This is a genomic window from Pseudovibrio sp. POLY-S9 (assembly GCF_001431305.1).
Lineage (GTDB): Bacteria > Pseudomonadota > Alphaproteobacteria > Rhizobiales > Stappiaceae > Pseudovibrio.
In genome coordinates, this window is sequence record NZ_LCWX01000112.1 from 13,413 (window position 1) to 27,960 (window position 14,548).

The window sequence follows — 14,548 nt, forward strand, 5'->3', positions numbered from 1 at the left end:
ATTGTCAGCGTCATTGGGAGGAATCATGCAGGACGAATTAAACAAGCGCAAACGTCGCTCTCTCACACCAGAGCAGCTTTTGAAGATGCGCCAACGCAGCGCGCTCAAGGCAGCTCCGCGTGATCAAGACCCCCTGCCTTTGTCTTTTGCGCAGGAAAGGCTCTGGTTCCTCTCTCGCATGGAAGGCATCAATTCAGCCTATCATCTGACCCTTGGCTTGCGCCTTCGTGGCGAGTTAAACATGACATACCTGCAAAGCGCGCTAGACCAGCTGATGGACCGTCATGAAGGCCTGCGTACAGTCATTACAGATGATAACGGGAAGCTGTCTCAAAGCTTCTCACCCCGTACCTGTGGCTTTCCCCTTCGCTTGCTCAAAATTGAGGTCGATAGCGACCCAGAAACAGAGATCTGCCGTTTGGCAGAAGAGGAGAACACACGGTCGTTCGATCTGCTGCAAGGACCGTTGGCTCGCTGTTGTCTTATCCGGATCAACGAGACGCATCACGTGTTGCTGCTGTCATTGCATCACATCATTTCCGATGGGTGGTCCAACGGCCTCCTCCTCAAAGAGTTGGGTGAAAACTACTCTCATCTGGTAGAGGCAGGAACACCAATCGAGCGGGAAACGCCCGATCTTACATACGCCGATTATGCCGTATGGCAGAAACAGCCGGAGCAGCTCAAAAAATTTGATGAGCAGAAGACTTATTGGAAAGAAACGCTTGCCGGCGCTCCCGAGCGTTTGCTGTTGCCAACGGACCAGCGGCGACCTGCTCAGCAAAATTTTGCGGGTGAACTTCTGCCGTTGGAGTTAGGCCCTGAGTTGAGTGAAAAGGTGCGCCAATTGGCGCGCAGCACGGGCTCCACCCCTTATTTGTTACTCATGAGCGCCTATGCAATCGTGCTCTCCCGTTTGTCTGGACAAGAGGATCTGGTCATTGGCACCCCATCTGCCAACCGTGTCCGCAAAGAGCTGGAAGAGATGGTGGGCCTGTTCGTGAACACACAGGCTTTGCGCTTTGATTTGAGCGAAAACCCCACAGTAAGTCAGCTACTTGCCCAGATGCGAGGCATTTTCCTCGACAGTCAGGACAATCAGTCTCTCCCTTTCGAGCAGGTGGTGGAAGCGCTCAGTCCTCAACGGTCCTTATCCTACACACCACTTTTCCAGGTCATGTTCGCATGGCAAAACACAGAGGGTGGAACATCTCAATTCGCTGGGTTGGAGTTGGACACTGTACAACTGCCTCGCACCGCCTCCCAGTTCGATATCACACTTGAGCTTGTAGACGATGGCTCAAACATCTCCGGCGGTTTGGAATACGCGACAGCTCTGTTTGACCGCCAAACCATAGTTCGGCTTGCAGGTTATGTGTTACAGGCAGTGAAAGCCATTTGCGCAGACCCGGAACAGGCAGTCGCCGTACTGCCACTTATGGATGCAGCCACACATAGAGCAACATTAGAAGCTTCCCGTCTTCCATCTATGGATGTACCGGCAGCAAGCGCCATCCATCTGCCGTTTGAAGAGGCCGCTGCAGCCCACGGCGATCGGGTTGCATTGATCGGCAATGAGATCGAACTCTCTTATGCTCAACTGAACAGTCAGGCCAACAAGCTCGCCAGATACCTGCGCTCTAACGGCGTTGCAAATCAGGACCGGATTGCGGTGTGCATGCGTAAATCCGCAGACGCGGTTATCGCCTTGCTTGCTGTCCTGAAAACTGGTGCTGCCTACATTCCAATTGATGCGGACTATCCTCCTGAGCGGATCAACACGCTTTTACAAGATTGCCAGCCCAAAGCCATTCTTGTCGATATGCGTGGTCAGGAGCAATTGGATCAACTCGCCGAGCTGTCTGCCCAGACTATTAATGTTGCGAGGAAGAGAGTTGATTGGGCTTCTCTGGCTGCACACAATTTAGATGTTGAAATCACGCCTGACCAACTGGCCTATATCATCTACACGTCCGGTTCGACAGGACAACCCAAAGGCGTCATGGTCGATCATCGTGCGATCTGGACTGTCAGGGACGCGTGGAGCAGCCTTTACGACTTCAAAGAACCACCATGTGTTTTGCAGATGGCGAGTCTTTCGTTTGATGTTTTCACCGCAGACCTTGTCCGCGCCCTCACTTTTGGAGGAAGGCTTGTCCTGGTGGATCAGGACGAGCTGGTAGACAGTACCGCCCTTCTCGCAAAAATTGAGCACCATCAGATAACATTCGGTGATTTTGTTCCAGCAGTTTTGGACAATCTCACAGCACACGTGCAGACGATTGGAAAACAGTCAACCAGCCTCAAAACTGTCGTGTGCGGTTCTGACCGTTGGTCCTCCAAAGGTGCTTGCGAAGCACGAAAGGCCTTCGGGCCTGCAACGCACATCATTCATGCTTACGGCTTGACCGAAACCGCCATTGATTGCCTCGCGCTCAGCTTATCCGGGGAGTTTTCTCCGAACACCACTCTGAGCCTCGGCTCCGAACTCAAGAATTATCAGGTCTTGCTTTTGGACACTTCCAGCAAACCTGTTCCTGAAGGGGTTGTTGGCGAAATCTGTATTGCCGGATCGGGTTTGGCACGCGGCTATTGGAACGCACCTGAACTCACGAAACAAAAGTTTACCGATGTATCAATTGGTGATGGCCTGAGGATCTTCAAGACAGGAGATTTAGGCCGTCAGCTACGTGATGGGACAATCGAGTTTTTAGGGCGGAATGACCGGCAGGCAAAACTCCGCGGTTTTCGCGTCGAGCTTGGTGAGGTTGAAGCTGCTCTTGAAGCTGATGAACGCGTCACATCAGCCATTTGTGTTGTAAGGCCTCACACCAGCGGCGAACAGCTTCTCGCCTATGTCGTCCTTGCGGATGATGAGGGGCCTGAAGTTCCTCAGGCACTGAAAGCAAGCTTGAGGCATAAACTCCCAGACTTCATGGTTCCTGCCGGGATCACCGTCATCGACAAGGTACCACTCACTCCCAATGGCAAAGTCGATCTGAAAGCCCTCCCGGACTTTGATCTATCCACGCTCTCACAAACAGAGTTTGAGCCTCTACGAGCAGGCAGAGAAACGGAACTAAGCCAGATCTGGTGCGATGTACTCGGTGTCGCCAGTATTGGGCGCAACGATAACTTTTTTGCTCTGGGCGGCCATTCTCTGCTTGCAGTACGGTTAGCTCAACGTATCCGTGAAGCAACTGCCGTCGAAGTCCCGGCAACAATTGTTTTCACTGCCCCAACGCTGGCCTCTCTTGCTGAGGCAATAGACAGCCAGACACGCACGACAAAAAGACAGATTGAGCCCGCAGATAGAACACAGAACTTGCCGCTTTCCTCCTCTCAGCAACGCTTATGGTATCTGGCAGAAATGGAGGGCCAAAGCGAAGCCTACCATATGCCATTGGTTCTGGAACTGAAGGGTAAGTTGGACGCCACAGCGCTGTCTCAAGCAGTTGAGAAAATCGTTGCACGGCACGAGGCTTTGCGGACGTGTTTCAGCCAGAAGAACGGGACCGCCTATCAGGAAACTCAGCCAGCAAATGTTTGGCGGATGGGGGCGGTTACGCAAGTGCCTGCGAATGAGACGTTACAGGATCATGTCGCCCGTTTGATCTCTGTCCCCTTTGACTTGGAGGCGGGTCCGCTGTTTCGTGCGGATCTTTTGCACTGTGACGAGAACCATCATGTGCTGGTGATTGTTATGCACCATAGCATTTCAGATGCTTGGTCCATGGGTATCTTCAGCAGGGAACTGAGTGTGCTTTATTCTGCTCTGTCCCAACACCAGAATACCAAGCTCCCCGATTTGCAGATCCAATATGCAGACTTCGCGCAGTGGCAGAGCATTGAGTTGAAAAATGGCTCATGGGACCAGCAAAAGCACTATTGGAAGTCCAGGCTCAAAGATGCACCTGTACTGCTGGAGCTGCCAACCGATCATCCAAGACCAAAGCGGCAGTCCTTCAAAGGCACCGCAGTCTCATTGAATCTGGAGCCATCCTTAACTCAGAAGGTGAAGGAGCTTGCTGCATCCAATCGGATCACGTTATTTACCAGTCTTCTTGGGACGTGGGCGCTGACTCTGGCCAAGCTTTCAGGACAAAAAGATATCGTTGTGGGCAGTCCGGTCGCCAACAGAGATCATTCACAACTCGACAACATGATTGGTTTCTTCGCCAACACACTGGCCTTGCGGGTGGAGGCCAATGAAAGCCTTACCTTGAAAGAGTACCTGTCGCAGGTGCAGACCACTGTTTTAGAAGCGCAACAAAATCAGGACCTTCCCTTCGAACAGGTGATAGAGCATATCAACCCGCCGCGAAGTCTTGCGCATTCCCCCTTGTTTCAGGTGATGTTTGCCTGGGAGGGAGAGAACAATGACCGGTTCGAGCTTCCCGGCCTTTCTGTTGATGTTCTTCCTCACCACCATGGCGGTGCCAAGTTTGATCTGCTGTTGTCGCTTCAGGAAAGAGACGGCCAGCTGAAAGGCGCCATCGAGTTTGCGAGCGACCTGTTTGAGCCAGAGACCGTCACTCGCATAGCAAAGTACTTCGAGCATGTTCTCACCCAAATGGTGGCAAACGCAACGACGAAGCTTAGTGCCGTAAGCCTGTTGAGCGAAGAGGAACAAACGCTGGCGCTGAACGCATGGCAACAGCCTTCTGTGCCCTACCCTGAGTTAGAATGCATCAGCAGACGCATTGAAGAACACGCCGCTTGCACACCAACAGCCACAGCGTTGATCTTCGGCCAGACAAAACTCAGCTACGACGAGTTGAACACACGTGCTAATCGGTTTGCTAATGCACTTGTGCAGGAAGGCATTCGTACACGGGCAAACATCGCGCTTTGTGTGGACCGGTCACCCGAAATGATCATCGCGCTGCTGGGTATCTTGAAGGCGGGAGCCGTTATTGTTCCACTGGATCCAGCTTACCCTGAGGCCCGCCATCAGGCCATCTTGCAGGATGTTAAGCCGGATCTTGTCATAACCACAGATGCACTAAAGCCAAAACTGCCAATCGAATTTGCAAGTTCAACAGTCACTCTTGCAGAGCTTGCACAAAAGAGCCAGCATACTTCGGCGGAGAATGCGGGCCTTACCCCTGCCCCTCTTGACCCGGCCTATGTCCTTTACACCTCCGGGTCTACAGGCAAACCAAAAGGCGTGGTGCAGACCCACCGCACCCTGCGCAATCTGGTCAACTGGCAACTTAAACAGGTTCCGGCAGAAAGAGCCCCCTCGCGCATTCTCCAATTTGCTTCACTCAACTTTGATGTGGCCTTTCAAGAGATTTTCTGCACGTTGTGTCAGGGCGCAAGCCTTGTGTTGCTTAGTGATGACCAGCGCAAAGACATCGGCAACCTTGCAGGCTTCGTCAAGTCCAACGGCATTGAGCGCGCCCACTTGCCCTTTGCGGTACTGCAACAGATGGCAGGTCTTTTTGAGGCTGAACAGCTGCCGGATGGCCCTGCTTGTGAAGTGATCACCGCTGGCGAGGCACTGCTGGTCAATGACAGCCTGCGGCAACTCCTTAAAGCACTGGGAGGGCGCTATTTTTACAACCAATACGGCCCCACTGAAACCCATGTGGTGACCCAGCACGTTCTGGATTGTGCGCGCATGGAGGATTGGCCAGCCTCCCCGCCCATCGGCAAGCCCATGGAGAACACCAGTGTGTTTCTGCTGGATGAGAGCATGCGTCCGGTGCCTCCCGGAACAATTGGAGAGCTGTATGTGTGCGGAGACAATCTGGCTTTGGGTTACTTTGGTCAGGAAGAACTAACCGCAGAACGATTTGTTACGCACTCGTTCGCCTCTCAAGGCGCGCAACGCTTTTATCGTACCGGTGATTTGGCAGCCTACCTGCCAGATGGCAGCCTTGCCTTCCATGGCCGTGCAGATGATCAGGTGAAATTCCGTGGGTTCCGGATTGAGCCGATGGAGATCACGAACTGCATCTTACAGATGGATGGCATTCTGGAAGCCGCCGTGATTTTGGACAAGCAAGCAGACCCCGAGCATGCCCGGCTCGTCTGTTACTTCGTCGGCACAAGACCCGCTGACACATTGCGAGCAGAGCTGAAAGCTCACTTGCCGGACTACATGATCCCAACGGACTGGATGCCTCTGGAGGAGTTGCCCATCACCCGGAACGGCAAGCTGGATCGAAGAGCTTTGCCATCTGCTGTCCGTACAGGGAGTACAGACTATGAAGCACCACTGCCGGGGCTTGAAGCAGATATTGCTCAGATTTGGCAGGTGGTGCTCAAGGTGGAACAGGTTGGCCGCACCGACAACTTCTTTGATCTTGGCGGGCATTCTTTGCTGGCGACCCGCCTGATCCATGCAATAAACAAAGAACTGTCACTCGGCCTGTCCCTCAGTGATCTTATTGAAAACCCGACACTTGATGATCTGGCTGCCTCGGCCAGTACCAACACAGGCAAGGCAGAACACTCAGCGCTGCAAATCCATGCAGATGAAGCAAGCCGGTATGAACCATTTCCACTCACAGACATCCAGCAGGCTTACTGGGTTGGCAGGGATGACAGTTTAGGGCTGGGCGGCGTCAGCGCTCATGCTTATGAGGAAATTGAGATCCCTCACCTTGATCTTGAGAGATTCAACACTGCTTTGAACAGGCTGATCCTTCGGCACGATATGCTGCGAGCTGTTTTTGCCAGCGATGGTACCCAGCGCATATTGGAGGATGTTCCTGAATACATCATCCAGACTGACGACGCTCGTGGTCGCAGTGAACGTGTCGTGGAGCGCATCATCTCAAGAAACCGGGAGGCCATGTCGCATCAGGTTCTGGATGCGGGAACATGGCCGCTTTTCGAGTTCCGAGCCGTACAGCTTGAAAATGAGATAACTCGGCTACACATTTCCATGGATGCGTTAATCGTAGATGCAGCCAGCAGCCAGATTTTTTCACGCGAACTGGCGACCTTCTATGAGGACCCACAGGCAGAACTTCCGAGGATTGAAATCACGTTCCGCGACTATGTGGTGCAGGAACTGGCGATGCGGGATGACTCCCGCTATGCGATTTCTCTGAAGTACTGGCAAGACCGCTTGTCGGCTCTCGCCGCAGCACCGGAACTGCCACTTGCAAAACAGCCAGAGGCCATCAGCAATCCCCGGTTCACACGCAGACAACTTGTTTTGGAAGAGGCCAAATGGTCAACGATCAAAGCAAATGCGCGAAAGCATGGTGTCACCCCCTCCGGCTGTCTGCTGACAGCATTTGCGCAGGTGCTGGCTAAATGGAGCCAGTCGTCCCGGTTCACACTCAGCTTACCTGTGTTCAATCGCCAACCGCTCCACCCCCATATCAACCGCCTCATCGGCGACTTCACGTCTATTGTTTTGCTGGAAGTTGGCTCGGACCCATCAAAGAGCTTTTCTGACAATGCAAAAGCAGTCCAGCGCCAACTCTGGAAGGATATGGATCATAGCGAAGTCAGTGGTGTGCGGGTTCTGCGAGAACTCACGCGCCTGCGTGGTGAGCAGCAAACGGGAATGCCCATCGTCTTCAACAGCACCCTGGTGGAGATGATCCCGGATCAGGAGGAAATTACACTTTCCTCCGCATTGGACGCTCAAAATGTACATACCATCACCCAAACACCACAGGTGTGGCTGGATCACACCATCATGGAGATTGATGGCGAGCTACATTTCAACTGGGACAGCATTGACGAGCTGTTTCCAGAGGGCATGATGCAGGACATGTTTGATGCCTATTGTGCTCTGCTTGAAGAGTTGGTCACCTCTGATCACTGGCAACAGCAAGTCCCCCAGCACTTTCCTGTCTGGAACGCTGAGCGCGCACTGTCACAACATTGGCCATTGATGCATGAGCTGTTTGAAGAACAAGCGCTCAAAACACCAGCTGCTCCTGCCGTGATCTGCGGTGATCTGGTTTTGTCCTACAGCAAAGTCCGCCAGCGTGCCCGTAATCTTGCCACTCTCCTTCAACAGAAGGGCCTGGCCAAAGGTGATCTGGTTGCCATTCAGATGCGGACCGGTTGGGAACAGAGTGTAGCTGCCCTCGCCATTCTATATGCAGGGGGCGCATATCTTCCAATCGACCCGGATCTGCCGGCCAATCGCATTAAAGGCATATTGCAACGGACCGAGTGCAGGCTGGTATGCGTCAAGACAAGCCAGAGTGACAAGCGAAAGGGCCTTCCTGCATGTGCTCAAACGGTTGATGTGGGCGGGGAACTGGATGCCTTAAGTGATGAGAAGCTGCAGGTTGTTGATACGCAGCCGGATGACCTTGCCTACGTGATCTTCACTTCAGGTTCCACAGGGGAACCCAAGGGAGTCATGATCGATCATCGCGGAGCAGTTAATACGCTCCTCGACATCAACCGCCGCCTAAACGTGCAGCCAGAAGATCGTGTGTTTGCCATTTCTGCATTGGGCTTTGATCTCTCAGTCTATGATATTTTTGGATTATTGGCGGCAGGTGGTTCCTTAGTCCTGCCCAATGAGGTTGAGGCAAAAGACCCTGCTCATTGGCTGGAGTGCCTCATTCGTCACAAGGTCACGATCTGGAATTCTGCACCAGCTTTGCTTGGTGTACTGACAGATTATGCTCAAAGCGATCGCAAAAGTCTCGGCTCGCATTTGCGTCAAGTGATGTTGTCTGGAGACTGGATTCCACTTTCACTGCCTGAGCGGGTGCGTGCACTCGCACCGAACGCGCATGTCTTGTCTCTGGGTGGAGCAACTGAAGCCTCCATTTGGTCCATCTGTTTCCCTATTCAAGATATCGCGCCGCATTGGAAGAGCATCCCCTACGGCAAAGCGCTCGACAACCAACAGTTTTATGTTCTGGATGAAGCGCTGACCCCTCGCCCTTGCTGGGTCACTGGTGAACTGTACATCGGTGGCATTGGTCTTGCGATAGGCTATTGGCGGGACGAAGAACAAACCAACCATCGTTTCATCACCCACCCTAAAACTGGCGAACGCTTGTACCGTACCGGCGATTTGGGGCGCTATATGCCAGATGGAAACATAGAGTTTCTTGGGCGCGTGGATACTCAGGTCAAGGTGCAGGGTTTCCGCATTGAGCTTGGTGAGATCGAAACGGTGCTCAATGCCCATAAAGCAGTAAAAGCCTCAGTCTTTAAGATGTTTGGCGAGGCACAAGGCGATAAGCAACTCGTTGGCTATGTGGTTCCGGAAGAGCGCGGTGTTGAGATTGACGCTCTTCTGGATCATCTACGCGCCCACCTACCCCATTACATGGTTCCCTCTGCTCTCCATGAGATTGAGCGCCTCCCGATTTCTGCAAATGGCAAAATTGACCGGAAGCAACTGCCGGAACCGCGCAGTGAGATACAAGCTGAGCTTAGCTTCGAACCGCAAGGGGAACAGGAAGAGAAAATCCACGAGATTATCTCTCAGATCTTGAAACTGGATCACGTCATTCCCGAGGCTAATTTACTGCAACTGGGAGCGACCTCTATCGATATCACCCGCATTTCAAACGCGTTGTCGAGCACACTCTCGTTCCGGCCGCCACTTGCAAAGTTTATGGGTAGCCCAAGCCTTGCAACGCTCCTTGCCATGTATCGGGAGCAGTTTGGTCAGGTGGCGGAACAAGCGCAACCTGCTGCAACAAATTCCGCAATTGCCACTCTTGAGGACCCGCTGCAACGACAGTCTTTCAAAGACCAAAATGTTGGATTGCGCAAGTTTGATCAGCAACATGGCGTGCATCAGTTGGAAAACTCCGGCTCTCCTGAGCTCGACGAATTTGACGCCTACCGGTCGGTGCGTCAGTTCATTTTGGATCCTGTCCCCAAAACCCGATTAGAGGCCCTCCTCTCTGCATTACGGCGTAATCAGAACCAAGAGGCACCAAAGCACTTGTTTGCAAGCGCCGGGGGGCTCTATCCAGTGCAAACCTACCTTTACATCAAACCCGGGCGTGTGTTGGGCCTGGAAGGTGGGGCCTATTATTATGATCCTGAAAAACATGCCTTGATTTCGACAACAGATGGCAAGGCACTGACCCCGGATGCCTATGATTATTTCGTGAACCGGCCAGTTTTTGAAGAGGCTGCCTTCGCGCTTTTCTTCATCGCCGAGCGGCAGGCAATCGAACCCCTTTATGGCGAGATGAGCGAGCAGTTCTGGTTGATCGAAACAGGCGCAATGGCACAGCTGTTGACCATGCGTGCCCATGAAGCGGGATTAGGGCTGTGCGGCATCGGCTCCATAGATGAGACGGTTTTGACGGAGCTGTTCCGGTTGGGGCCTACTCATAAGCTCATCTATTCCATGATCGGCGGCGCACCCACCAGTGAGCAAAACCGGCAACACACCATAGAGACCTTCGGGACTGCGCTTGCCTCCTCAATGGAAGAAGATGAAATGGAGGAGTTTGAAATATGAAAGCTCAACAACTGCTTGATTATTTTGCCCAGCACAATGTGAGCCTCCAGACTGATGGAGAAAAGCTTCGTTTCAAAGCGCCAAAGGGGTTTCTGGGAGCTGATCTTGCCGCCGCTCTGAAAGCGGAAAAATCAGAGCTGATTCATCTGCTGCAACAACATGCAGCAGAAAGGCAGACTGAAGGAGTACCGCTTTCACCATCACAGCGCCATTTGTGGTTCTTGCATCAATTGGAGCCAGAGAGCCCGTTCTACAATAACCCCGTTGCGCTCAGAGTTTCCGGGATGCTCGAGTTGGAAACTCTTCATCGTGCCGTAAATGCTGTTGTTGCGCGTCACGACATGCTCCGAGCGAGGTTCAGCACAAAAAAGGGGACGCCTACCCAAACCTTTCCAGAACCTACTGATCTGCCCTTTGACCGATTGAACCTTTGTCATCTGAGTGACGCAAAACAGATGGAGACGCTCAACGAACGCATTCAGCACGAGGCAAGCCAACCGTTTGACTTGGAGCATGGCCCGCTTGTGCGCTCAAGTTACATAAAGCTTGCAGCTGAAGAACATGTTTGGCTCGTCAACCTGCACCACATTGCCGCTGATGGCTGGTCTATCGGGTTGTTTTTCAACGAAGTTACGGCTCATTACAACGCTTATCAAAAGGGCACTACGCCTGACCTTGCCCCTCTGGCCATGCAGTACGCCGATTATGTGAAGCATCATAAAAGCGAGCACAATTCATCCAGAGAGCAGCAACAGATCCAGTACTGGACTGACAAACTTGAGGACCTACCAGACTTACTTGAGCTACCCACGGATTTGCCTCGCCCGGCAGAACAGACACATAACGGTGCTCACTTTGAACTCACGCTTGATGACAACTTAAGTGAGTGTCTGCGACTTTTTTGCAAAAAGCGTTCAATTACGCCGTTTGCGCTCTATCTGGCCGGATTTGCCGCGATCTTATGGCGCTACAGCAAACAGGAAGACATCTGCGTTGGCACCTCTTTTGCCAATCGCCATATGGCAGAGCTGGAGCCGTTAATCGGGCACTTCATCAATACGCTCGCACTCAAAACGCATGTCACAGCCACAAGCACCTTTGCTGAGCTGGTAACGCAGTCGCAAACGGCCATTCTGGAAGCGCTGGACAATCAGGATTTGCCTTTTGAGAAAGTAGTCGAAGCTGTAAATCCGGAACGCTCACCAGCTCACTCGCCTCTGTTTCAGGTCATGCTGATTTATCAGAACCTGCCGGGGGGAGCGGCTCAAATGGATGGTGTTGAAATCGAAACTCTGGCAACAGACAGCCAGACAGCAAAGTTCGATATCACACTGGAAGTATTTGAACGAGGCTCCACGTTTAGCCTTGGCTTTGAGTACAACAAAGATCTGTTTACGCATTCCCGCATCGCGCGAATGGCCAGTCACCTCACCAGCTTCCTCTCAAATGCTATTAAAACGCCGGAAGAGCATCTCGGTGTGATTGATTACATCACGCCCGAAGAAAGACATCTGTTAACGCAGGTATGGCCTCACGGAGCGCGGCACGCGTTAAGCTCAACGTGCATTCACAAAGCATTTGAGGCTCAATGCGAGCATTCACCCGAAGCACCTGCACTCGTGTGTGGCGAAGACGTGTGGAGCTACGCCAGTCTCAACACCAAAGCAAATCAACTTGCCCACCACCTGAAGGAACTTGGTGTTACTGAGGGAAGTCCAGTGGGCCTGCTCTTTGAGCGGTCCAGCGAGTTGGTGATAGCCATGCTTGCCGTGCTCAAGGCGGGTGGTCACTTCATTCCGTTGGAGCCCGGACTGCCAATCAAGCGTCTTGAATATATGGTGCAAGACAGCCAGCCCAAACTGATCCTCACCCACCCAGAGGCATCGGAAGCGGTCACCAGACTCAAGGGCCATTGTGACGTAAAAGTCTTATCACTGGATACAGAGCAACTAGCCAAAATCACTCAATCCTTCGGCGCTGATAATTTGCCAGCTAACGCTATAAGCACCGAGGATCTTGCCTATATCATCTACACGTCAGGAACCACCGGCGTTCCAAAAGGCACCAATCTCACACACAAGGGCTTGGTGAACCTCGTAGAGTGGAGCAATCGCGCATTTCCAGGCAAGTCCGGTGACGCTCTTTTGCAGAAGACGCCGATGGGATTTGATGCGGCGATCTGGGAATTCTTCTGGCCATTATGCTCTGGTGCATCACTGGTGCTGGCTCCGGCTCATGCTCACACCTCTCCTGCAGAGCTGGCAAAGATCTGTGCATCTCATGGTATCACCAGTATCCAGTTCGTTCCCGCGATGCTGGATCTGTTTCTTGACGAACCAGAGACTGCCCAATGCAGCCAACTACGCAATGTGTTTTGCGGTGGTGGTGAGTTGAGCGGCGCACTTATGCGCAAGTTCTCCAGCAAGCTGCCGTGGGCAACACTGCACAATGTTTACGGTCCGACTGAATGCACCGTAGACAGCACCTGGCATAGTGTGAAGCCGGAAGATCTGGGCAAACCTTCAGCCCCCATCGGCAAACCCATGTCAAATGCAAGGACTTACCTGCTTGATGAGAGCATGTCGATTGTCCCGATCGGACTGGTTGGCGAGCTTTACATCGGTGGTGCCGGCCTGTCCTCTGGCTATCTTAACGCCCCGCAGCAACAAGCATCAGCGTTCATTACCAGCCCATTCAACTCAAGTGAACAGCTCTACCGTACCGGCGATCTTGCCTACTATGATGAGCAAGGTCAGTTGGTTTTTGCAGGCCGCAAAGACAACCAGATCAAGCTGAATGGCTTTCGCATCGAGCTGTCAGAGATTGAAGATGTTCTCCGACAGCATCCCGAATGCCACGCCTGTGCCGCGCTCGTGGTTCAGCAAGACGGTGGCTCTGCCCAGCTCGCTCTTTGCTACACCACATCAGACGGTTCTCCCCTCGTAGAAAGTGACCTTCGTCGTCATCTGGCAGAAGCGCTTCCGGACTACATGCTTCCTCATATTTTGCTACATTTAGAAACTCTCCCTCTCACCAATAACGGTAAGATTGATTATTCCAGCCTCAAGGCATCTGTGCTGGCCCATGAGGCTGTGTTCAAGGTCAATCAGGAAAGCCCACGCGATCATATCGAGCTCCAGATCTATAACATCTGGAAGGAAGTGCTCCTCCATCCATCCATCGGGATCAGCGACAGTTTCTTCCATGTCGGTGGCTCTTCCATCGCAGCGATCAAAGTGGCCCATCGAGTTGGTGAGGCGTTCAAAATTCAAGTCCCGCCCAAAACGTTCATTCTAAATCCGACAGTAGAGGCGCTTGCCAGTTGGATACGAACCGGAGCTGCGGAAGAGAACTCCCGCGACAACCTCATTACGTTCCGCGAAAGCCAAAACGGCGAGCATGTCGTGTGCGTTCATCCTGCTGGAGGGACAGCCTTTTGTTATCTGTCTCTGGCGAAGATCCTGGCTGATGACATTGGCGTTTATGGCCTACAATCGCCCGGCCTCAACGCGGGAGAGGAAACTCTCCCCTCCATAATGGCCATGGCCAGCGCCTATCTGGAACGTATCGAACACATCGCGCATGAAAAAATTGTCCTCACCGGCCTGTCGTTTGGGGGCTACGTTGCCTATGAGATGGCCCGACTTCTGAAAGCCCGTGGTAACCACAATGTCAGCGTCATTCTTCTGGACACTCAGGGGTTTGAGGAGCATGAGCGCCAGAGCCTTGCACCAGTGGATCTTGCAGAATTTCGAGACAAGCTGGTGAAGTTCAACGGGATGTATCCGGGCATCGATGACGAGCAAATCAAGCGCTACCATCAGGTTTACAATCACAATCGGGCCTGTGTGCCGGATTATGACTGCCAGCCATTGGACGCGCGAGTTGTGTTCATTCAGGCGCTTGGCTCGCTCAACAAAGGCTTCCTGCATCAACTCCGTCAGTTTTGGATTGAAAGAGCCTCAGGTGGCTTCATGACGAGGCTGGTTCGGGGGGACCACTGGGAACTGCTGGAATCAGAAGAAATACAGCGTGTCAAAAAAGCTATTTCCTATGAGTTTCAATTATTTGAGCGGCAAACCACCTCTCCTGCTGTTCCTATGCAGATAGACGCTTAGAGGC

General features: G+C 52.8%; 2 protein-coding genes. Both read left to right on the forward strand.

Annotated features, from left to right (window positions below):
• The first annotated feature begins 25 nt into the window (after window positions 1-25).
• Window positions 26-10,426 carry a non-ribosomal peptide synthetase gene (locus PPL9_RS09010; RefSeq protein ID WP_057462392.1) on the forward strand — a complete coding sequence of 3,467 codons (10,401 nt, stop codon included), beginning with the start codon at window positions 26-28 and terminating at the stop codon, window positions 10,424-10,426.
• Window positions 10,423-14,544: a non-ribosomal peptide synthetase gene (locus tag PPL9_RS09015; RefSeq protein ID WP_057462393.1), complete on the forward strand. Its 4,122-nt coding sequence runs from the start codon at window positions 10,423-10,425 to the stop codon at window positions 14,542-14,544. Before PPL9_RS09010 ends, PPL9_RS09015 begins: the two co-directional genes overlap by 4 nt.
• The last annotated feature ends 4 nt before the right edge of the window (window positions 14,545-14,548 follow it).